Genomic DNA, 19,195 nt, shown 5'->3' with positions numbered 1-19,195 from the left:
AGGCTGACGCTATTATTATGGCGATATTGTGTCGGGCTTTCATCGGCGGATCCGTGCTGTGTAAGCAAAAAGAAGACAATGTGAATTTGTGTAAAATTGTTTAAGTATTGCGAGGGGAAGGAAAGGGGGATTAATCCTAAAGCACAGAATTATCCGAGTTTCAGGCTCCTTAATTCTGGTAGGTTTGCGCCGGGAAAGAATATATCGGGGGTTTCACGTGGATTGCGGGAAATATCCACGTGAAACTTAAGTGAAATTAACGCTTATTTCTGAATGCGGTCAACGCGCACAACCGGAGGCGTTGATTTCTTATCCAGACTACCGTTAATGCTGATCATATTATCGGGCTGGACGGTGCGGCCATCAAATACGGCCTTGGGAATTACTGTATCAATGGTGCCGGTTTTATCGCGGAATTTAAATTTATCCCCTTCGCCGCCATCAATGAGATTACCCCGTAAGGAGATCGTGGCGCCATCGTGCATCTCTTTGGCCTGCTCCACGGTCATGATTCTGGCGTCTTCCGCCCCGCGATAGCCATCATCCAGGGAGTGTGGCGCTGGAGGAGCAGTATCTTTTTTAAGTCCACCATTATCTTCGGCATACGCCGTTGAGATTAAAAGACAACACAATAAGGGTGCGACGGTTAATTTCATACTGCCTCCTTAGTTTAACTTGCTTGACAGATTAAGCCTGGTTGCTATTTTTTATTTTGCAAACAAGAACACTCCTAATCAAATTTATCTATAAAAATCATCTGGCTGCATAATATTAATTAACGAGACGGTGAGGTGATATATGGCAAAAGTAAAAGAAAGTTCCCCTCCTTTGCCCGGTGTGAAACAAAACCATACCGCTCTGCAGTTTGAATACGATGCCCGCCGCTTCGGTTTTGTGCTGTTATTGTTGATTATTGCCGCTGCGCTGGCAGGCGTTTTTTCAGGCGGTTATTTTAGCGACGCGATAAAAACCAACGCCGCCAAGAGTGTGCAGGTGAAATATCAGCGCTTTGGCCGACTGCAAACGCCCCTTGAGCTAAAAATTACGTTGCCCGGTCAAGGCACTGCGCCGCTGACGTTGCGTGTCGGTGGAGAATATATGGCGCGAACGCAAACCGATAATATCTGGCCGCAGCCTGATGAAATGCACAGCGAGGGTGGGGAGCTGGTGCTGGTTTATCAGGAGGCAAAGTCACGCAAAGATTTTAACGTCTGGATCTATAACACCCCGGATAAACCTGGTAAGACCGTCACCACCGTCACCGTAAATAATCAGCCGGGTCTCTCTTTCTGGCAATTTATCTACCCGTAGGGGACCAGCATGGAAATGATACTCAGGGCGGTGGCGATTTATCTGATTTTGCTGGTGGTGTTTAAAATCGCCGGAAGGCGGGCGCTGCTGCAAATGACCAGCTTTGATTTAATCCTGTTATTGATAATTAGTGAGGCCACGCAGCAGGCGCTGCTAGGGGATGATTTTTCGGTGACCGGTGCCATGCTAACCATTATTACGCTGGTGGTGATTGATATGCTTTTCGGGCTGGCAAAAAAATACATTTCCGGTGCGGAATCCATGTTCGATGGCTCGCCGGTTATTCTGGTGGTGCACGGTGAATTACAACAAGAGAAATTAAAGAAAGTGGATGTCTCCTGCGACGATATTCTGGTATCGGCCCGACAAAATCACGGCATATATCAGCTGGAGAAAATTAAATACGCAATCCTTGAACGTAATGGGCATATATCGATTATTCCCGAAGAGAGTGAATCATGAAAGAAAATATCTGGAACCAGGCCAAAACCACCAAGGAACTCACCCGCCAGGTGTCAACGGTGTTGACCGACTTAGGCTGGCTGCTTACCACGGCAGAGTCCTGTACCGGTGGCAATGTGGCCTCTGCACTCTGTGCAGAAAAGGATACTGCCTCCTTCTTTGGCACCGGCGTGGTGACCTTTAACAATGAAGCTAAACACAAGGTGTTGGGCGTCAGCAATGCCACGCTTGAAAAGTACACCGCCGTAAGTAGCCAGACGGTGGGCGAGATGGCCGAAGGGGCACTCAAGCTGGCCGATGCCGATGTCAGCATCGCTATCAGCGGTTACGCGGGGCCGGATGGCGGGGAAGATGGTACCCCGGCGGGCACCGTCTGGTTTGGCTGGTGCTTTCGCGGCGAAGTGACCACCGCCGTACAGCACTTTACCGGCGAGTGTGAAGACGTGATCGAGAAAGCGGTTCGCTATGCGCTTTCTGAACTGTTGCGGCAGGTGCCGCACTGGAAAAAGCAGTTGCATTAAGGAGAGGCTATGAGTGTGGTGGTAATTACCGGCGCAACGGCTGGGGTAGGGAAAGCAACCGCGCTGCGTTTTGCGGCGGCGGGATACGACGTGGGACTTATCGCCCGCGATGATCATAGTCTTGAGGCCACGCGGGCGGAGGTGGCGAACTATGGCGTCAACTGCCATGCGGTGAGTGTGGATGTGGTGGACGCCACGGCGCTGAGCCAGGCGGCTCAAACCCTGGCCGACCAGCTGGGCGCTATCGACGTGTGGATAAACAACGCCATGTGTACCACCCTGGCGCCGTTTTACAGCATCACCGACGATGAGTTTCGCCGGGTAACGGAGGTGACCTATCTGGGCTGCGTTAACGGCACGCGGGCCGCAATGGAGCAGATGATCCCCCGTGACAGCGGGGTGATTATCCAGGTCGGCTCCGCGCTGGCCTACCGCTCCATTCCACTCCAGTCGGCCTACTGCGGCGCCAAGGCGGCGATCCGCGGCTTCACCGATGCGCTGCGTACCGAGCTGATGCACGAGCGCAGCGGCGTACACCTGGCGATGGTGCAGATGCCGGGGCTGAACACCCCGCAGTTTGACTGGGCGCGGAACAAGTTTGCTTACAGTATGCGCCCGGTTGCGCCGGTCTTTCAGCCGGAGGTCGCCGCCGAGGCGATTTACGGCGTGGCGCAAAAGCCGGTGCGCGAGCTGTGGGTGGGGCGCAGCACCATCGGGGCGATTGTCGGGCAGTTTCTGTTCCCCGGTCTTCTCGACCGGATGATGGTGAAAAATGCCTGGGAAGGGCAGATGGAGGAGGCGCTCAACCCGCCAGACAGACAGGATAATCTCGCCAACCCGGTCGGCGGCGAGCATCGGATACACGGTCATTTTTCACCGGAGGCCAAATCCCGGGCCGCAGCCATCACCTCCGGCGTGCCGGGTAAAGTGCTGGTGGGTACCGCGGTGGTGACCGGGCTGGTGCTGATCGGTAAGTTGATAGGACGGCGGAAGTAGTGTTACAGGCCGGGTAAGCCTGAGCGCCACCCGGCGATCCCGGCGAAGTACCCCTCAAGGGCAGAAGGATCCTCACAAAAAAGAGCGGCACGGTCAGCCCCCTTTCCTCTTTGGGGAGAGGGTTGGGGTGAGGGGTTCCCTCTCCCTCAAGGGCAGAGGGAGCTGCACAAAAATAGTGGCTCGGTCAGCCCCTCTCCTCTTTGGGGAGAGGGTTAGGGTGAGGGGTTACCTCTCCCTCAAGGGCAGAGGGAGCTGCACAAAAATAGTGGCTCGGTCAGCCCCTCTCCTCTTTGGGGAGAGGGTTAGGGTGAGGGGTTCCCTCTTCCTCAAGGACAGAGGGATCCGCACAACAATAGTGGCACGGTCAGCCCCCTCTCCCCTTTGGGGAGAGGGTTGGGGTGAGGGGTTCTCTCTTCCTCAAGAGCAGAGGGATCCGCACAAAAAAGAGCGGCACGGTCGGCCCCCTCTCCCCTTTGGGGAGAGGGTTGGGGTGAGGGGAACATGCGACTCAGGTTGCGGTTCCCTTCACCTTACGTTCTGTACTTCTCTGCCAGCCCCAAGTGAGCGGGGCACTTTCATGCCCTTTAGTGATAACCCTCGGTATCCGTGACCTTGCCTCGGAACACGTAGTAGCTCCAGGCGGTGTAGACCAGAATCAGCGGAATAATCAGCAGCGTACCCACCAGCATAAACAGCTGGCTGGACGGCGGGGCGGCCGCGTCCCAGATGGTGATGCCCGGCGGGATAATGTTGGGCCACAGGCTAATGCCCAGCCCGCTGAAGCCGAGGAAAATCAGCCCGAGCGTCAGCAGGAAGGGGCGAGCGTGACTGTGTGGGTTTCGGGTGAGTCGCCAGATCAATACCCCGCATACGGCCACCAGTATCGGTACCGGCAGGAAGTAGAAGAAGTTAGGCAGTGAGAACCAGCGGTCGGCCACAAACTGCCAGCCCAGCGGCGTCCAGATGCTGACCACCGCCACGACCGCCAGCAGCGCCAGCAGCACGTGGCGGGTCAGGTCGCGCATATGGCGCTGTAACGCCCCTTCGCTTTTCATGATAAGCCAGGTGGTGCCCAGCAGGGTATAAGCCACCATCAGCCCCAGCCCGCAGAACAGGTTGAACGGCGTCAGCCAGTCCAGCGCGGAACCGGCAAAACGACGGCCCTCCACGTCGAAACCGTTAATCATCGCCCCCACCACAATGCCCTGGCTGAAGGTCGCCAGCAGCGAACCGGCGGCGAAGGAGATGTCCCAGAAGCCGCGGTGCGACGGCGTGGCTTTAAAACGAAACTCAAAGGCCACGCCGCGGAAGATGAGACCAATCAGCATGGCAGTCAGGGGGATCGTCAGGGCGTCGATAATCACCGCATAGGCCAGCGGGAAGGCACCAAACAGCCCCGCGCCCCCCAACACCAGCCAGGTTTCATTCCCGTCCCACACCGGCGCGACGCTATTGACCATCACGTCACGCGCCTGCGGATCACGCTCAAAGTAGAAGAGCATGCCGATACCCAAATCGAAACCATCCATGATGATGTACATCAGGGTGGCGAAGACGATGATGGCAAACCAGATCACTGAGATATCGACGCCCATTATGGTTTCTCCTCTTCCGGTACCGGTTCTGCCGCCGAGAGCGGACGCGCGGGTCTGCCGTCGGTATTCAGGGAGAGATTGTCGGTAGGCTGCGGTCCTTTCTTAATTAACCGCACCAGGTAGACATACCCCACGCCGAACACCGAGCAGTAGACGACGAAAAACGCCAGCAGACTGATGCTCATCTGCAAGGTACTGTGCAGCGACACCGCATCAATGGTGCGTAGATAGCCATAGACCACCCACGGCTGACGGCCCACTTCGGTGGTGATCCAGCCCGCAAGGATGGCCACCAGCCCGGCTGGCCCCATGCTCAGGGCAAACCAGTGGAACGGACGGGAGTGATACAGCCGGTGGCGATGGCGCAGCCACAGACTGACAACGCCCATCAGGATCATCAGCAGCCCGAGGCCGACCATCACGCGGAAGGACCAGAAGACGATCAGCGAATTGGGTCGCTCATCTTTCGGGAAATCTTTCAGCGCCGGGACCTGCTTATCCAGGCTATGGGTCAGGATCAGGCTGCCGAGCGCCGGGATCTCCAGCCCATATTTGGTGCGCTCCTCCTCCATATCCGGCACGCCAAACAGCAGCAGCGGTGTGGCTTCACCCGGTGGGTTCTCCCAGTGGCCCTCTATGGCGGCGATTTTCGCTGGCTGGTGTTCGAGGGTGTTCAGACCGTGCATATCCCCGACGAAGGCCTGAATCGGCGCAACCAGCAGCGCCATCCACAGCGCCATCGAGAACATTTTGCGCACCGCCGGGCTATCGTTACCGCGCAGCAAGTGCCAGGCTCCCGAGGCACCCACAAACAGGGCGCTGCTGAGGAAAGCGGCAATGGACATATGGATCAGGCGGTAGGGGAAGGAGGGGTTAAAGATGATGGCGAACCAGTCTTCGGGGATCACCTGGCCGTTCTCGATGCTGAACCCCTGCGGGGTGTGCATCCAGCTATTGGAGGCGAGGATCCAGAAGGTGGACATCAGGGTGCCCAGCGCCACCATGCAGGTGGCAAAAAAGTGCAGGCCTGGCCCGACTTTGTTCCAGCCAAACAGCATCACGCCGAGGAAACCCGCTTCGAGGAAGAAAGCGGTTAAAACTTCATAGGTGAGCAGCGGGCCGGTGATACTCCCGGCGAACTGGGAGAATCCGCTCCAGTTGGTGCCGAACTGATAGGCCATTACCAGGCCCGAGACCACGCCCATGCCGAAGTTAACGGCGAAGATTTTTAACCAGAAGTGATACAGCGAGCGCCAGACGTCATTTTTCGTCTTCAGCCACATGCCCTCGAGCACTACCAGATAGCTGGCCAGACCGATGGTTAAGGCCGGGAAGATAATGTGAAACGACACTGTGAAGGCGAACTGAAGCCTGGCGAGATGGAACGCATCGAGTTCGAACATCGTACTCTACCCCTGTCAGCGAAATGCCCCGTAAGGAACGGGGCATTGTGGTACAGCATTTTTTCTTCGGTGCAGGGTTACGGTTTTTCTTTACCGGCCCCCAGCTCAGCACCCGTTAATGGATTGGCATCCGGATCTGACTCAGTACGAGCCGCCATTGCTTTCAGCATAGCAGCCTGCTCTTTAGTGAGCTTGACCTGAGCCGTACCATCGCCACCGTCAACGGCGGGTTGCGGATCGGCAACGTACTCGAAGTTTTCGTCGCTGTTCCAGCTGCCGCGAAGATCATCACCTGCAGACATATTGTAGTAGGTGGTTGCATATTGTTCGATTGGCGGCAGTTTCCCCGGTGGGAAATTATTGCGAATCGACTGCAATGCTTTCTCAAATGACAGCTGGTGTGCGGCTTCACGGGTCATCAGGAACGCCAGGGCATCTTTTACACCCACATCGTCGGTGACGTTGATCAGGCGTTCATAGATGATCTTAGCGCGCGCTTCGGCCGCGATATTGGAGCGCAGGTCGGCTGTGGCCTCACCGATGGTGTCAATATAGGACGCAGTCCAGGGTACGCCCGCAGAGTTGGTCAGCGGTGGCCCACCCCCGTACAGCAGGGAGGTGATATGGCTATCGTTACCGTTGGCCGTCAGGGAGCGATACAGTTCCGCTTCACTTTCGGTGCCCTCGGCCAGTTCGCCTTTGGCACCTTTATTCAGCATACCGACCAGCGTACCGATGATTTCAAGGTGGCTCAGCTCTTCGGTAGCGATATCCATCAACATCTCTCTGCGCGCGGGATCGTCGTCCCCCAGCCCCTGCGTGAAGTAACGGCAGGCGGCGGCCAGCTCACCCTGAGGGCCGCCAAACTGTTCGAGCAGCAGGTTCGCGAGGCCGGGATTCGGCTCGGCGACGCGAACGGTGTATTGCAACTGTTTTACGTGTCGGAACATAGGCTCACTCCTGGGTTATTTTTTTGCTTCCACGCCATCAGCATCTGAACGCAGGAGGAATTGCTCGGTGGTATCCGGGATATGCTGGATTAGCCAGTCGGCCATACGCTGTTCTTGCGCAAGGATAGACTCGATAGCAGGCACTGACGCCATGTCCCCGGCTTTTTTCGCCGCGGCCAGCAGGGAGGTATAACAGGCAATTTCAAACTGCTCGAAAACGTAGCCGCTAATAGAGCCTTTTACAATTTCGTCCGACGTGACCATGCCGCCGACAGACTGGCCGAACGCCATCATTTTGCTCATGGAGTCTTTCAACATCGAACGAGAAATATCGTTACGATCAAGGATCTCTTCCAGCACAGTAATCTGCTGTTTGGTTTCAGTAATATGCTGTTCTATGCGGGCGCGAACATCAGGGTAATTATCGATGCGGCTCGCCATTGATTCGAGCATAGATTCAGCTTGCTTTTCCATGGCGTGAGCATCGCGTAGCCAGTCATGGTAGTGTTCTACGTGATTCATATTTTCTTCCTCGGGTTCGGTTAATTCAGGCTTACTTTTCTGCTTTCTGATTAATATTACCGACGGCCAGATCGGTCAGTTTAAGATCGGTGGATTTCTCTTCTTCCAGCGTCTCGGCTAATAATTTTACCGCCTGGGTATAGCCTAATTGCTCTGCCAGGGTGGCGAGGGTGCCATAGCTGGCAATCTCATAGTGTTCGACTTTCTGCGCTGCCGCGATTAACGCCGCATCACGTACTTCATTTTTTTCTGTGCTTTCAAGGACTTCATTGGCTTCTTCAATCAAGCCTTCCATTGCAACGCACTTCATTCTTTTCAGTTTAATATTGGGCGTTTTCTCCACGAGCTGATCGATACGCTCAATCTGGCCGTGGGTCTCTTCCAGGTGCGCTTTAAACGCAGCGCTCAGATCCGGGCTGGCAGCTTCGCGGGATAATTTCGCCAGAGCACGGGTAAGCTGTTTTTCTGCACTGTAAGTGTCCGATAGCAAGTGAATAAACACATCTTCTATACTTTTCATGTTCATATGCTTTTCTCCAGTGACATAAAAATTCTGCGAGCCCGCGGACCCGCAGATTACCGATTAAAGTGAATAACAGGCTTTAATAATGAGATGAATTAAGAGTTGTCGGATTTGCGTCCGCCACCATGGCTATGCTGACCACCCTTTTTACCTGCTTCAGATGCGCGCTGCGGGTCATTTTTGAAATTACCGCCGCTTTGCTGTCCACCTTTTTTACCTGCTTCAGAGGCCTTTTCACGGTCCTGTGAGAAATTACCTGAACCACCACGTTGCTCTGCCATATTATGTTTCCTCATTTACATCGTTTATGTCAGTAAGATACGTTTTCATTCGTATCCGGTGTCGTTCAGAATTAAATTTAGCCACTATTTTTAAATCGTCAAACCGGAATTTTTACAATAATTTCCAGTACGCATGATGAGTTGGAGAAAATATCGGCTCGCTTGTTTTTATACTATTTCTCTACAAGGTTATGTTATCAAACGACCTTCCGGCAGGGCGGCTTTGCCTGTTTTTCTGTGTCTCGCTGAAGCGTGCGAGTCCAGACGTGGCGGGGTTCTTTACGTATGTTTACAAAGGTGTTAACGGATGCATAGTGCATAAAAAATTAAAATACGTGGGATTAGTCTTAATTGGTTTTTATATTATTCGCAGTATATAAAGGCGACTAAAAAATAATCTAGCGAAGCGGGTGAGTATATTATGCATAGATTACAATGATTCATTGGAAAGGGTACTTCTAAAAGAGTAAGCGAAGGGCGAGATTAAATACCCTGATAAAGTATGATGGTGAAGCGGGTGCCATAGGCAATACTGAGCCGGAGCGGTGACACGGTGTCATCCAGGTGCTGCAACGGTGAACCATATGATTGATTTCATTTCGGGTATCCTGATCCATACGCCTTTCTGGGTCTATCTCATCCTGCTGTTTCTCCTCAGCCGGGGCATCAAGGCGCGTAAGCCCGCCACGGTGACGCTGGAGAAGCTGGCCATCATCCCGGCTATTTTTCTTATCTGGGATATCTACGATCTGCTGGTTTTCCGCACGCTGACGCTGGCGACCGGCTCCCTGTGGCTGGTGGGGCTACTCAGCGGCGCGGCGATGGGCTATATCCTGATCAAACGCACGGCGATTGCGCGCGCCGCCGCGCCGCGCAGCCTCTATCGTGCAGCAGACTACTCCGCCCTGCCTTTTATGATGCTCGCCTTCGCGGTGAAGTACGTGCTGGGGGTGATTAGCGCCATCGCACCCGAGGTGCTGCAGCGCCCTGGGGTCAGTGCGTTCGTCATTATCACCGGCGGGCTGTTCGCCGGGGTGTTTGTCGGCAAGTTTGTGCGCTATGTGCGGGTGTATCTGGCACCCGAGGTGCAGCAGGTGGGGTGAGGGTGGCTCCCCTTTTCCTTAAGAGGAGAGGGGAGCCGTCTGTGCAACGTTACAGGCTGATTGCGCCTTCCATCCTAATGACACAGTTGCCGCCCACGGGAACAACGGATTTGCCTGACGAGGCGTCATACCCCGAATAAAGGAAACTTACCCGCCCCCTATCAACGTCCTGACCCACCTGAAGAGACTGTATCTAAGCATGGCCCGCGAACGGGATCTCACGCGAGGGGTAAAAATGCGCACTCGCGCAGTATGGGCAGCAATCTCTGGCGGAAGGATAGAGGTCGTTTCACTGTAGCCAAACTCAACGGCAATCTACTGTATTTGCTCAGGACTCAGATCTTCTGCATCTAAAACGACGGCGACAGGGTTGCCCATAAAGGGGTTATCCGTAAAAACATCCGCCGCGACATAGCGTCTTTCCATAGAATCAGCCTTACTTAGTCAAACCAGGTCGGGCGATCTGACGTGGCGATCGCCATGCTGACCTCCAGCTCTTCGGCAACAATCCTCGTCAGCGACAATTCCGGCAGTTCGTTGATGTCGAAAAATCCAAGGCTGGTGGTTTCGTGGTTGACGGTCAGGCTGCCGCCGATCTCTTCGCACAGAAAAATGAGCTTATAAACATGCCATGGCAGGGGCGGATGACCATGAAGGTTGCGATCCCAGACGCCAAGCAGTTTGGTCGCTTTGACCTGCAACCCCGTCTCTTCGGCAACCTCGCGGCAGACGGCGCTGGAAGGGGTGTCGCCTACGTCTGCCCAGCCACCGGGTAAGCTCCATAAGCCGTCTGCGACTTCCCGAACCATCAGCAGTTTGCCGTCACGAAGAATAAAGGCCCGCACATCCGTTTTAGGTGTGGCGTACCCGGATTCGGACACATGATGAAGCGTCTCACGGTCAATATCGAAGCGCGAAGCCATAAGATCCGTGGCGATTTGACGAAGCGTTTCATAACGTTCGGTATCAAACACATCTTTTGAAAAGGTTAACCCGGTCTGAGCAATGGCATTCAGTTTTTGATACAGGGCATTGATATCGTTATCTTTCAACTCTTCCGGCATTTTTCACCTCTGTTATTCAGACAGGAAATAGCACCCTAACAGGTAATCGAGGTTTATACCCTTCCTGGTACACGCCGCCTGCGCGTTGGCTTGACTCGCTCACTCCTGTCACGCACTGAAGTAAGCGCCTGGGATTCACTGCATCGCCGCCTTCATGCAACCCGAATGATGGAGGGTATAGCACAATGCGGTCAGGGAACTGTCAGGCGGCCAGCCAGCTTTGAGCCGCGGCTTTCATGGTGGCCTCCAGCTCGCTACCGCGGGTAGCAAATACGCGTCCCAGTGGGAAGCCGCTCTGTTCCAGCAGATACGCCAGCGCAGCATATTCCCGTGGATACTTCGCCACGATGCGCTGGTCAACCTCTACCGGGCCCATCGGGAAGGTAAAGGTCCCCATGTCGTAAACGCTCTGACGACGGAACAGCCGCCATACGCCGTCTCGTTTTTCGGCCAGATCGTAGAAGCGGTTGTGGCATTCGCAGCCAATATTCAGCTTCACATTCTCCGCCATGATGATGGCGTTGGTTTCAAGGATCGCTTTATTCCCGGCGGCATTGAAGGTGACTGCGGGCGTAGCGATAAGGTGCTTGGTGCGTAAATCCGATGCGCCCATGCGCATGGAACCCTCGACAAAGTCGCTTCCCAGCCCTTCAAACCAGGTGATCTCAATGGTGCCGTCCGGGTGGAACAGATCGCGCAGCTGTGCCCATTCGCTTAAATCCCGGTGCATCCAGCCATTCATCAGATCGTTGAGTTGCTGGCGGTCGGTAAGTTTATCGTGCATCGCTTTTTCTCCTGTGAGTTGACCTGATGTAGTGTGGTGCCAGAAAGCGATAAAATGAAATAGAGAAATATGACCGATCAATCAGTTTTAATTATCGATGAGGCTGGGCATGGAGTTACGTCATCTGCGGTATTTTTTAGCCGTCGCCGAAGAGGGCCACTTTGGCCGGGCTGCGGCGCGGCTTAACATCGTGCAGCCCGCCCTGAGCATGCAGATCAAGGCGCTGGAGGATGAGCTGGGCGGGGCGCTGTTTATCCGTACCAGTCGCCGGGTAGAGCTGACCGAAGCCGGGCTATTACTGCAGGCTGAAGCCCGGCGGACGCTGGAGCAGGCCGAGCATACCCGGCTAAGCGTGGAGCGCGCCCTGCGCGGGGAGACGGGCCGGGTCCGGGTGGGCTTTGCCGGGAACGCCATTTTTAGCGGCAAGCTGATCGCCGACCTGCGCCTGTTCCATCAACGTTATCCTGATGCTGAACTGCTGATCCACGAGGCCGGCCCGCAGGAGCAGGTCGAGGCCATTCTGGCCGGACATCTGGACATCGGTTATACCCCCGCGCACAGCAACATTACGGCACCGGACATGGTGGTCAAGCGTATAGGTGACTGGGAGATCCATGTCGCGCTTTCTGACGATCACCCCCTTGCGCAGCAGGCGGCCCTGACGGTCGATATGCTGGCCGGACAACCCCTGGTGCTCTATGAAGCACACGACGTGCATGAGCATCTGTTTATCATTCTCACGCAAAAGCTGGGGGAGAAGTGTGATATCGCGTACCGCTCGGGCAGCACCCTGAGCACGCTGGCGATAGCAGCAACCGGGCTGGCGCTGGCCCTGGTTCCGGCCCCCCTTCAGCAGGTGGCTATTCCGGGCCTGGTGTATCGCCCGCTGAATGAGCCTGACTTAACCGCCAATCTGGTGTTAATCAGCCGACGCCAGCCAACCAGTGAAACGGTAAAAGCCTATCTTACGCTGGCGACCGGGTAGATTTTCAGAACGGGCTGGCACTGCGAACAACCATCGGTTCCCCGCTAATGGGATGGACAAAATGCAGCTCGCTGGCGTGCAGCATCAGTCGCGGCGTCTTTTCGGTGCCGGGGGGCAGAAGCCCGCCGTACAGGTCGCAGCCCAGAATGGGGTGGCCCAACTGCTGGCAGTGAATACGCAGCTGGTGGGTGCGCCCGGTCTCCGGGATGAAGACGACCCGCGTCACCGGCACGTTTTCCTGATGATAAAAGCGCTCGATGACCCGATAGCGGGAGCGGGCGGGCTTGCCGCTGGTGGCGCAAATCGACATCAGCGGGAACAGGGCCGGATCTTTGGCAATGGGAGCGTCTATCACCCCGTCGTCATCGGCCAGATGGCCGCAGAGCAGGGCGGTGTAGATCTTGCTGACGCTGCGCTGGCTGAACTGCTGGCAGAGGGCGGCATTGATCGCCTTGTTACGGGCAATCACCATCAGCCCGGAGGTGCCGAAATCCAGGCGATGCACCAGGGTGCAGCCGGGAAATGTCTGTACCAGCCGGTGATGCACGGAATCGAGGTTTTGCGGATTCTTGCCCGACAGGCTGAGCAGCCCGCTGGGCTTATTGATCAGCACCAGATAATCGTCCTGCCAGAGCGTCTCTATCGGGGTGTGGCACGGCGGGGCAATAAAGGTATCGATAATGGCAGACATCAGGCAGACCGGAGGAAAAAAGAGGAGGGGATGATACCCAATTTGCCGCACGCTGGCGAATGGGCTTGCCGGATGGCGCAGTGCTTACCCGACCTGCGAGGGAGGCAGGCCGGGCATAAGGTTAGTCGCGGACGGTTTCCTTTGCAGGTTCACCTGTCGTTTCAGGCGTTCTGCTGCTGGAGTAGATAAAGAACAGGGCGATCCCCAGGCAGAGGATGGCGCCGAGACGGCTCATCGAGAAGGGAATCGCCGTATTGCCCAGCCAGCCAAAGTTGTCGATCAGCATGCTCATGGTCAGTTGCCCGAAAATCACCGCCACCGTGGCGACCGCCGTACCGATACGCTGCACGGCAAATACCATGATCACGATATAGGGCACCCCGAACATCGCACCCAGCAGCTGCCATTTGGGCACATCCAGCAGGGTGACCGCCTGTTTCGGCTCAAAGAAGAAGATCAGCAGGGCGGTGATCAGCGCGCCGACGGAAAAGGTCAGAAAGGCACTTTTAAAGACCCCAACGCTGCTGCCCAGCTGGCCGTTAATGGCGGCCTGAATGCTCAGGGTGGCTCCCCCGATCACCGCCAGAATAATCATAATTAATGTCATTGTTCTTTTACCCCTGTGCAACCAGTACCAGCGCGGCGATGATGAAGCCCAGCGCGATGATACGTTTACTGTCAATTTTGCGGTGTGGCGTTCCCAGCAGACCATAGTGGTCGATGATCAGGCTCTTAAAGACCTGACCCGCCAGGATGCCAATCATGGTCATGGCGATACCAATTGCGGGTGTGGCGATGGTCAGGATAATCACGTAGACCGGGCCGAGCACCCCACCCAGCAGCTGCCATGAGGGCTGGGCAAAAAACGACGGGCTGTTGCGCGGGCTGAAAAACAGCATCAGCAAAAACGTCAGGGCGGCACCGACGCCGAACACGCTGAACGTTGCCCACAGATCGCCCACTTCACCGCCGAGTGGCCCCAGCAATCCCGCCTCCACGGACAGCCCCATGCCGCCCGCAATAACGAATAAAATCAATATCAGTTGCATACCACGCCATCTCTCCATTGTTCAGGCCGGGAAGCGTACGCCTGAACATCCGTGAGAAAAATGCCATAATGCAATAAACACCTGTGCAGGAAATGCATTAATGTACGACGCGACAAACATCACGATTCGCTGGCTGCTGATCTTTACGGCGGTCTATGAGACCCAGAATTTTTCGGTGGTGGCACGTCGGGAGGGGATTTCAGCTTCGCAGGTTTCCCGCATCATTCACCAGCTTGAGGATGCGCTCGGCCAGCAGCTTTTCTACCGCAATACGCGGGCCATTATCCCGACCGAGAGCGGGCATCTCTTTATCCGTTTTGCACGACAGATGCTTGGCAATCTTGACGATGCGCGCCGGGAGCTGGATGAGCGCAAGCGGGAGCCGTCCGGCGTGGTGCGCATTAACGCCCCGGTCTTTTTTGGCCAGCGGCATATCGCCCCCGGTCTCCCCGGCCTGACGGAGCGTTATCCCCGCCTCAGCATTGAGCTGACGCTGACCGATGATTACATCGATCCCCATCGGGATGCCGCCGACGTGATCTTTCGCATCGGCGCGCTGACCGACTCCACGTTTCACGCCCGGGTATTGGGCCAGCAGTTTTATCATCTGGCCGCCTCCCCGGCTTATCTGCGTAAATACGGCGCGCCGGAAACGCCGGACGACATTGTGCAGCACAAATGCCTGATCTATCGCGGCTCGTCCGGCCCCAACCGCTGGCTGCTGCGTCGGCCCGGCGAGGTGTGGACTCACTATCCCGTCTCTCCGCTGATGTCCTCCAATAATGCCGAAACCCTGCTTATCGCCGCGCTGGGCGGGATGGGGATAGTGCTGTTCCCGGACTGGCTGATTGGCGACAGGTTCCACAGCGGTGAGCTGGTGAAACTGCTGCCGGAATGGGAGACCTCCATCAATACCGAGCCACTCAACATAGCGGCGATCTACCCCCATACGCGCCACCCGCCGCTGAACGTGCGGGCGGTGATTGATTACTATGTTGAGACGTTTGGGTCGCCGCTTTACTGGCAATCAGAAGCGCGATAAGGAGGGTGTGGGCAGGATAAGCTGCAACAGCGGGTAACGCGTCAGCCATTTTTTGCTGGCGACACGGTGGCTGAAAACAGCCAGTTTCTCATGTTCAAATTGCGGTGTTGGTCTTAGGCGAAGTTCAAACAGATCCTCAAGCCCCCAGGGGGCAAGCGTGTCAATAAAGGCTCTATCTCGCAGTCTGACGGCAACAGCCGTGGCGGTCTCAGGCCAGTAGCGGAGAGCATTCCCGGTAGAGTCGTAAGGGGGATTGCCGTTATGTTGATGCATTCTGGCCTGGTTCTTTACCGACCAGTTAAACGTGGGGGCACGATGCCTGAGCTGATCTTCCAGTGCGCGATCGTAAGCCGGATCGCACTGTTCCCTGTCGAACCAGACAACATCCACATCCCCGGCGATCGGCTGGTGGCCGTAGCCATGCAAATGATCCCATACGGCATCCCGGACAAAGCCGGCCCCAATCCAGCCATCGGGGAGGTCCAGCGCCTGAACCGCGGACAGCGCCGCCATTCTCACCGGATCTTCTGCCAATACCCTCTGCAATGCCTGCTGATATTTCATCACCTTGCCTCACCCGCGCTACACTCAAACGCGCAAAGAAATAACCAGCCAGCGAGTGCAAAAGGAATCATGCATGTCCGATAACAATTTATCCAGAATGGGGACCGCAAAAGTCACGCTCATCCGCGATGAACAGGGGCATCAGGTTATTGAAAAATCCCCCGTCAGCGAGGTGGAGTTTGCGTTTTATCACGCCGCTGCGCCGCGGCTTGGTCTGGCGGGCGTTGCTTCTCCCGCACTGCTGTCCGCCGACGCCCCCCTGCGCAGGTTAAGGCTGGAATACATTCCGCACCCGGTAGATCAGGATGCCGTGGCGAGCGACGAGGTGCTGTCGATGTTGGCCCGCCTGCATGATTATCCGCCGGATCCGTCATGGACCTGTCATCCCCACGGCTGGTCAGCCGCCGCGCTTGAGGCATCCCTCGCGCTGTTGGCCCTGCCGGATCATGCAGCGCAGCAGATGCGCTGTTTTCATCAGCACAGCGAGGCGTTGTTTCGTCATCCGGGTCTGATATCCGGCGACAGTAATGCAGGTAACTGGGGAAGAAGAGACAACGGTGAGTGGGTGCTTTTTGACTGGGAACGGTTTGGTACGGGAAGCCCGGCTATCGATCTGGCCCCCCTGATTAAAGGGCTGGGCACCCCTCAGGCATTCAAGGCGATGGCCGAACGTTATCGCCTTATTGCCGGTTATTCCGACGGGCGTGACCTGACCAAAGAGATTGCCATTGCGAAAGCCTGGATCGTGACGGAGGTGGTTTTACTCCTGCATGCACGGCAGAAAAGCGATTATCCACGTTATCTCAGCTGGTATCGGGAACACCTTCCTGGCTGGTTAGCGAGCACCGTCAACCTTCTTTGAAACCCTGTGTGGAGCACCTCAATGCGTCAACTTTCTCTTCTTTTATGTCTGCTGTTACTCACCGGTTGCGTCGTCAACGCCCCGCAAAAAGCGCAATTTAACGCCGAATATCCGAACCGCCAGGATATTCGGCATCACACGGTGTACCGCTTTATGACGAAACCGCTCAAGCCGGGCGGGGGTAAGGACTATGGCGCAAACGATCTGGCCGAAACCTTGCGTGCCAGAGCCGACAATGCGGCGATGGTGGAGCTGCACTTTAACTATCCTGCCAGACGGTTGCAGGTGAAAACGCTGGATGCGCAAAACAGTACGCTGCGGGAGGTGACTTACGTGCTGCTGGATGAATCGGCGGCAAAACCGTCCGGGAGTGATAGCCGCTACTTCTTCCTGACCAAAGAGGGAGTGCTGTTAACGAAGTATAAAAATTGCACCCCGGATATGAGCGTCGGTTGCCGCTGGCATGACCGGATGCTGTTCATTACCCGTAACGGCGATATGGCGGTGCAGTTCGCCAGCGGAACGGCGGGCATGGCGTTTCTGGTGATCCCGTTTTATGGCTCAGAGAAGCATCTGACGATTTACCCGAAGGCTACGGGCGTTTAAGGCGTGTTGCGCGCGCTCCTGGTGCGTGTACGGTCCGGGGTGAGGGCATCAGGCCGCACTGAATCGCCGTGCGGCGGCGAACTCTCTTCGCACGTTCACGGGTTACGCGATTATCAGAGAAGTGCTTAATGTAAGGTGAACGGAACCACCATCACAGCCGCATGCTCCCCCTCACCCCAACCCTCTCCCTCAAGGGAGAGGGAGTCGATCGCGCAACGACTAAACTCATGAATTGCTACTATGGATTTTCATTACCTTGCTAATAAAACTGTAACTACGTTCAGTCTCTTTCAGGGTTACGCTCATGTTTCTGTCATGGTGGTTAATCGTTCCTGTCGTCATAGGGATCGCCATACTTTTCATTATGGTGTCCCGGCTCTCTAATGAGGTTGATAAGCTTGAAACCGCGTTACAAGAAAGCAGGGGACAGCTGAAATCCCTCGGTCAGCAGGCCGATGAGTTCAAACTGGCGAATCTGCGCATGACGGAAAATTTGTTGCGGGTAAAGGGTTGCGCCCAGAGTCTGCAAAACAGCAACGGCGCTGAACAGGAAAGAGTGCTGTATGAAATGACCTGCGCCCTCAATCTGGCCACGAGTCATGTTATAAGTCACCCTGATTTTATTGCGCCTCGTGCAGCGCAAGAGACCGCTTTCGCGCAGAAGGTTAACGAGTCATTGCCGTTAATGTTCCGCTGAAATAATAAAGCCGCTTTGCAGCGGCTTTATGTCGTCAGGATGCAATTCGCCCCTTCTCTGGCTTATCTCCTATACCCGCGCCTCAGACACAAGCCCGACTTCTGCTGCCATAAATGGCAGGTGAATAATAATAAATATTATGAAAGGATAAACAGGGCCTCTTTGCAGGTTGCAGTTATATTTTGAATATTCAAGGGTGTTATTTCCCCGGTAACAAGTGCGAATGAAAATAGACGGGATAGTAAAGTTTATTGCAGTTTCCTGCCAGTGTTCCATTACATATAAAGGCGTTTTTTCATCATTTGAAGGAGAGGTTAAGTGTCGGTCAAGGTAAAAGGATGGGAAAGAAAACGTGGTACAAAAAACAAGTCTCCTTCCGCAAAAGCAGCACATGCACAACAGACGGGTGTTTGCGCGCAATGTCTGGAAAATAATCAGAAAAAAGAAAGTGAACAGACGACGCCTTTTAGCAGGAAGTTATTAAACTACGCGTTATTAGTTATTTTACTTGTCTGGCTATTTTTATACCTGGGATGTAAGCCGCATATAAATGAATACCTTGGCTATCCAGAGAACCCTGACAAAGTTGTTAACGCGGTTGGATTATTCAGAGCCTGGCTAAACGTCGGTATGGTGACCATCGTGATTTTCTTTACCTACTGGGACCGATGGGAGGTTTTCAAAGAGGCGATTTCTAATAACATTGAAGACGCTGCATTTAAAAAAAGAGCTAATGCGCTTTTTATCCCCTTCGCCTTAGCCGTTATACCCTTCACAACTGCGCTGAGCGATCTGGCGGCGCTTCTTCCAATACACGATTATGCTTACCATTTGTTGATGGCTTTCTTAATATTGCTTATTGTTACAGATGGCTTAGTAACAGGTAATTTAGTGAGAAAATATTCTAATAAGTCAGTTAAAGAGACATTCTCTAACCATTTTTGGATATTTTTGTTTACTATTTTCCTTTGGTTTGTCATGACGGTGATATTAAGTTTCCCTTTGAGTATTTAACGCAGGGAACAGGATATAAATTCCCTGGCTGCAGAAAACAGGCCACGGCATGGCAATTTTCTTGTCAGGCACCGGGTGGGGGATTCCCCCTCACCCCAACTCTCTCCCCAAAGAGGAGAGGGGGCCGATCATGCCAATCTGGATACTCTTACCGCAATGAAATAATCACA

At 54.9% G+C, this 19,195-nt stretch carries 24 protein-coding genes and 1 pseudogene; 11 read left to right on the top strand and 14 right to left on the bottom strand.

Annotation, left to right across the window (positions count from 1 at the left end):
• Nucleotides 1–263 precede the first annotated feature (263 nt).
• Complete coding sequence (locus ACF8PE_RS21775; protein ID WP_032613403.1) at nt 264–656, bottom strand: YdeI family stress tolerance OB fold protein; 393 nt, start codon at nt 654–656, stop codon at nt 264–266.
• 142 nt (nt 657–798) lie between these two features.
• Between ACF8PE_RS21775 and ACF8PE_RS21770 the strand changes: the two genes are divergently transcribed.
• From ACF8PE_RS21770 to ACF8PE_RS21755, 4 genes are read left to right on the top strand one after another with little or no spacing between them, the layout of a single operon-like run.
• Entirely contained in the window at nt 799–1,311 is a 513-nt protein-coding gene (locus tag ACF8PE_RS21770; protein WP_392495276.1) for a hypothetical protein, read from the top strand.
• Between the two features lie 9 nt (nt 1,312–1,320).
• Nucleotides 1,321–1,773, top strand: coding sequence for a DUF421 domain-containing protein (locus tag ACF8PE_RS21765; RefSeq protein WP_032613400.1), 453 nt, complete (start codon nt 1,321–1,323; stop codon nt 1,771–1,773).
• On the top strand, nt 1,770–2,294 hold the full coding sequence (locus ACF8PE_RS21760; protein ID WP_032613397.1) for a 2-oxo-tetronate isomerase: 525 nt from the start codon (nt 1,770–1,772) through the stop codon (nt 2,292–2,294). The genes ACF8PE_RS21765 and ACF8PE_RS21760 overlap by 4 nt, the downstream gene beginning before the upstream one ends.
• A gap of 9 nt (nt 2,295–2,303) precedes the next feature.
• Nucleotides 2,304–3,290, top strand: a complete 987-nt coding sequence (locus tag ACF8PE_RS21755) for an SDR family oxidoreductase (protein ID WP_032613395.1) — start codon at nt 2,304–2,306, stop codon at nt 3,288–3,290.
• A gap of 584 nt (nt 3,291–3,874) precedes the next feature.
• Here ACF8PE_RS21755 and cydB read toward each other — a convergent pair.
• The 6 genes from cydB to ACF8PE_RS21725 form a co-directional block, all read right to left on the bottom strand.
• Nucleotides 3,875–4,885 carry a cytochrome d ubiquinol oxidase subunit II gene (gene cydB, locus ACF8PE_RS21750; protein ID WP_032613386.1) on the bottom strand — a complete coding sequence of 337 codons (1,011 nt, stop codon included), beginning with the start codon at nt 4,883–4,885 and terminating at the stop codon, nt 3,875–3,877.
• A complete protein-coding gene (locus ACF8PE_RS21745) occupies nt 4,885–6,288 on the bottom strand; it encodes a cytochrome ubiquinol oxidase subunit I (protein WP_103792498.1) in 1,404 nt (467 codons plus the stop codon). The genes cydB and ACF8PE_RS21745 overlap by 1 nt, the downstream gene beginning before the upstream one ends.
• A gap of 77 nt (nt 6,289–6,365) precedes the next feature.
• Nucleotides 6,366–7,238 carry a manganese catalase family protein gene (locus ACF8PE_RS21740; protein WP_392495275.1) on the bottom strand — a complete coding sequence of 291 codons (873 nt, stop codon included), beginning with the start codon at nt 7,236–7,238 and terminating at the stop codon, nt 6,366–6,368.
• A 15-nt stretch (nt 7,239–7,253) separates the two neighbouring features.
• The gene (locus ACF8PE_RS21735; protein WP_103792497.1) at nt 7,254–7,760 is read right to left on the bottom strand and encodes a ferritin-like domain-containing protein; all 507 of its coding nucleotides are present in this window, start codon (nt 7,758–7,760) and stop codon (nt 7,254–7,256) included.
• A gap of 31 nt (nt 7,761–7,791) precedes the next feature.
• Nucleotides 7,792–8,286 (bottom strand): ferritin-like domain-containing protein, encoded by a 495-nt coding sequence (locus ACF8PE_RS21730; RefSeq protein WP_103792496.1) that lies wholly within the window; start codon nt 8,284–8,286, stop codon nt 7,792–7,794.
• A gap of 92 nt (nt 8,287–8,378) precedes the next feature.
• Nucleotides 8,379–8,564: a general stress protein gene (locus ACF8PE_RS21725; protein ID WP_032613375.1), complete on the bottom strand. Its 186-nt coding sequence runs from the start codon at nt 8,562–8,564 to the stop codon at nt 8,379–8,381.
• 584 nt (nt 8,565–9,148) lie between these two features.
• Between ACF8PE_RS21725 and ACF8PE_RS21720 the strand changes: the two genes are divergently transcribed.
• Nucleotides 9,149–9,667, top strand: a complete 519-nt coding sequence (locus ACF8PE_RS21720) for a hypothetical protein (protein WP_144882610.1) — start codon at nt 9,149–9,151, stop codon at nt 9,665–9,667.
• Nucleotides 9,668–9,866: 199 nt separating this feature from the next.
• On the opposite strand, the pseudogene ACF8PE_RS21715 reads toward ACF8PE_RS21720, so the two are convergent.
• The 3 genes and pseudogenes from ACF8PE_RS21715 to ACF8PE_RS21705 form a co-directional block, all read right to left on the bottom strand.
• Nucleotides 9,867–10,093: pseudogene (locus tag ACF8PE_RS21715) on the bottom strand (PhzF family phenazine biosynthesis isomerase); the annotation flags it as partial.
• 14 nt (nt 10,094–10,107) lie between these two features.
• Nucleotides 10,108–10,731: an NUDIX hydrolase gene (locus ACF8PE_RS21710; RefSeq protein ID WP_392495274.1), complete on the bottom strand. Its 624-nt coding sequence runs from the start codon at nt 10,729–10,731 to the stop codon at nt 10,108–10,110.
• Between the two features lie 202 nt (nt 10,732–10,933).
• Nucleotides 10,934–11,515 carry a nuclear transport factor 2 family protein gene (locus tag ACF8PE_RS21705; RefSeq protein ID WP_077227776.1) on the bottom strand — a complete coding sequence of 194 codons (582 nt, stop codon included), beginning with the start codon at nt 11,513–11,515 and terminating at the stop codon, nt 10,934–10,936.
• Nucleotides 11,516–11,624: 109 nt separating this feature from the next.
• Here ACF8PE_RS21705 and ACF8PE_RS21700 point away from each other — a divergent pair, with 109 nt between their 5' ends.
• Nucleotides 11,625–12,500, top strand: a complete 876-nt coding sequence (locus ACF8PE_RS21700; protein WP_392495273.1) for a LysR substrate-binding domain-containing protein — start codon at nt 11,625–11,627, stop codon at nt 12,498–12,500.
• 4 nt (nt 12,501–12,504) lie between these two features.
• Here ACF8PE_RS21700 and ACF8PE_RS21695 read toward each other — a convergent pair whose 3' ends face one another.
• The 3 genes from ACF8PE_RS21695 to ACF8PE_RS21685 all read right to left on the bottom strand — a co-directional run bounded on the left by ACF8PE_RS21695 (nt 12,505) and on the right by ACF8PE_RS21685 (nt 14,240).
• Nucleotides 12,505–13,191 (bottom strand): RluA family pseudouridine synthase, encoded by a 687-nt coding sequence (locus ACF8PE_RS21695; RefSeq protein WP_230430942.1) that lies wholly within the window; start codon nt 13,189–13,191, stop codon nt 12,505–12,507.
• Nucleotides 13,192–13,312: 121 nt separating this feature from the next.
• On the bottom strand, nt 13,313–13,798 hold the full coding sequence (locus ACF8PE_RS21690) for a DMT family transporter (protein WP_230430941.1): 486 nt from the start codon (nt 13,796–13,798) through the stop codon (nt 13,313–13,315).
• A gap of 7 nt (nt 13,799–13,805) precedes the next feature.
• On the bottom strand, nt 13,806–14,240 hold the full coding sequence (locus tag ACF8PE_RS21685; RefSeq protein WP_032613369.1) for a DMT family transporter: 435 nt from the start codon (nt 14,238–14,240) through the stop codon (nt 13,806–13,808).
• 100 nt (nt 14,241–14,340) lie between these two features.
• Between ACF8PE_RS21685 and ACF8PE_RS21680 the strand changes: the two genes are divergently transcribed.
• Nucleotides 14,341–15,282 carry a LysR substrate-binding domain-containing protein gene (locus ACF8PE_RS21680; RefSeq protein ID WP_392495272.1) on the top strand — a complete coding sequence of 314 codons (942 nt, stop codon included), beginning with the start codon at nt 14,341–14,343 and terminating at the stop codon, nt 15,280–15,282.
• Here ACF8PE_RS21680 and ACF8PE_RS21675 read toward each other — a convergent pair.
• Entirely contained in the window at nt 15,268–15,846 is a 579-nt protein-coding gene (locus tag ACF8PE_RS21675; protein WP_392495271.1) for a nucleotidyltransferase family protein, read from the bottom strand. The two genes, ACF8PE_RS21680 and ACF8PE_RS21675, sit on opposite strands and share 15 nt — an antisense overlap.
• A 73-nt stretch (nt 15,847–15,919) precedes the next feature.
• Between ACF8PE_RS21675 and ACF8PE_RS21670 the strand changes: the two genes are divergently transcribed.
• The 4 genes from ACF8PE_RS21670 to ACF8PE_RS21655 all read left to right on the top strand — a co-directional run bounded on the left by ACF8PE_RS21670 (nt 15,920) and on the right by ACF8PE_RS21655 (nt 19,025).
• Nucleotides 15,920–16,708 (top strand): phosphotransferase family protein, encoded by a 789-nt coding sequence (locus ACF8PE_RS21670; protein ID WP_392495270.1) that lies wholly within the window; start codon nt 15,920–15,922, stop codon nt 16,706–16,708.
• A gap of 21 nt (nt 16,709–16,729) precedes the next feature.
• A complete protein-coding gene (locus ACF8PE_RS21665) occupies nt 16,730–17,314 on the top strand; it encodes a hypothetical protein (protein ID WP_392495269.1) in 585 nt (194 codons plus the stop codon).
• A gap of 304 nt (nt 17,315–17,618) precedes the next feature.
• Nucleotides 17,619–18,011: a hypothetical protein gene (locus ACF8PE_RS21660; protein ID WP_392495268.1), complete on the top strand. Its 393-nt coding sequence runs from the start codon at nt 17,619–17,621 to the stop codon at nt 18,009–18,011.
• Between the two features lie 318 nt (nt 18,012–18,329).
• Nucleotides 18,330–19,025 (top strand): hypothetical protein, encoded by a 696-nt coding sequence (locus ACF8PE_RS21655; RefSeq protein ID WP_392495267.1) that lies wholly within the window; start codon nt 18,330–18,332, stop codon nt 19,023–19,025.
• Nucleotides 19,026–19,195: the final 170 nt, after the last annotated feature.

The sequence above is a fragment of the Leclercia sp. GLN_9 genome (assembly GCF_043105735.1).
Classification (GTDB): Bacteria; Pseudomonadota; Gammaproteobacteria; order Enterobacterales; family Enterobacteriaceae; genus Enterobacter; species Enterobacter adecarboxylatus.
Note: the sequence above shows the minus strand (reverse complement) of the source record. Positions and strands in the feature narration are given on the sequence as shown.

Bases quoted from the DNA above. Each gene is read 5' to 3' on its own strand.
- ACF8PE_RS21775 (WP_032613403.1), bottom strand. From the start codon at position 656: ATGAAATTAACCGTCGCACCCTTATTGTGTTGTCTTTTAATCTCAACG.
- ACF8PE_RS21770 (WP_392495276.1), top strand. From the start codon at position 799: ATGGCAAAAGTAAAAGAAAGTTCCCCTCCTTTGCCCGGTGTGAAACAA.
- ACF8PE_RS21765 (WP_032613400.1), top strand. From the start codon at position 1,321: ATGGAAATGATACTCAGGGCGGTGGCGATTTATCTGATTTTGCTGGTG.
- ACF8PE_RS21760 (WP_032613397.1), top strand. From the start codon at position 1,770: ATGAAAGAAAATATCTGGAACCAGGCCAAAACCACCAAGGAACTCACC.
- ACF8PE_RS21755 (WP_032613395.1), top strand. From the start codon at position 2,304: ATGAGTGTGGTGGTAATTACCGGCGCAACGGCTGGGGTAGGGAAAGCA.
- cydB (WP_032613386.1), bottom strand. From the start codon at position 4,885: ATGGGCGTCGATATCTCAGTGATCTGGTTTGCCATCATCGTCTTCGCC.
- ACF8PE_RS21745 (WP_103792498.1), bottom strand. From the start codon at position 6,288: ATGTTCGAACTCGATGCGTTCCATCTCGCCAGGCTTCAGTTCGCCTTC.
- ACF8PE_RS21740 (WP_392495275.1), bottom strand. From the start codon at position 7,238: ATGTTCCGACACGTAAAACAGTTGCAATACACCGTTCGCGTCGCCGAG.
- ACF8PE_RS21735 (WP_103792497.1), bottom strand. From the start codon at position 7,760: ATGAATCACGTAGAACACTACCATGACTGGCTACGCGATGCTCACGCC.
- ACF8PE_RS21730 (WP_103792496.1), bottom strand. From the start codon at position 8,286: ATGAACATGAAAAGTATAGAAGATGTGTTTATTCACTTGCTATCGGAC.
- ACF8PE_RS21725 (WP_032613375.1), bottom strand. From the start codon at position 8,564: ATGGCAGAGCAACGTGGTGGTTCAGGTAATTTCTCACAGGACCGTGAA.
- ACF8PE_RS21720 (WP_144882610.1), top strand. From the start codon at position 9,149: ATGATTGATTTCATTTCGGGTATCCTGATCCATACGCCTTTCTGGGTC.
- ACF8PE_RS21710 (WP_392495274.1), bottom strand. From the start codon at position 10,731: ATGCCGGAAGAGTTGAAAGATAACGATATCAATGCCCTGTATCAAAAA.
- ACF8PE_RS21705 (WP_077227776.1), bottom strand. From the start codon at position 11,515: ATGCACGATAAACTTACCGACCGCCAGCAACTCAACGATCTGATGAAT.
- ACF8PE_RS21700 (WP_392495273.1), top strand. From the start codon at position 11,625: ATGGAGTTACGTCATCTGCGGTATTTTTTAGCCGTCGCCGAAGAGGGC.
- ACF8PE_RS21695 (WP_230430942.1), bottom strand. From the start codon at position 13,191: ATGTCTGCCATTATCGATACCTTTATTGCCCCGCCGTGCCACACCCCG.
- ACF8PE_RS21690 (WP_230430941.1), bottom strand. From the start codon at position 13,798: ATGACATTAATTATGATTATTCTGGCGGTGATCGGGGGAGCCACCCTG.
- ACF8PE_RS21685 (WP_032613369.1), bottom strand. From the start codon at position 14,240: ATGCAACTGATATTGATTTTATTCGTTATTGCGGGCGGCATGGGGCTG.
- ACF8PE_RS21680 (WP_392495272.1), top strand. From the start codon at position 14,341: ATGTACGACGCGACAAACATCACGATTCGCTGGCTGCTGATCTTTACG.
- ACF8PE_RS21675 (WP_392495271.1), bottom strand. From the start codon at position 15,846: ATGAAATATCAGCAGGCATTGCAGAGGGTATTGGCAGAAGATCCGGTG.
- ACF8PE_RS21670 (WP_392495270.1), top strand. From the start codon at position 15,920: ATGTCCGATAACAATTTATCCAGAATGGGGACCGCAAAAGTCACGCTC.
- ACF8PE_RS21665 (WP_392495269.1), top strand. From the start codon at position 16,730: ATGCGTCAACTTTCTCTTCTTTTATGTCTGCTGTTACTCACCGGTTGC.
- ACF8PE_RS21660 (WP_392495268.1), top strand. From the start codon at position 17,619: ATGTTTCTGTCATGGTGGTTAATCGTTCCTGTCGTCATAGGGATCGCC.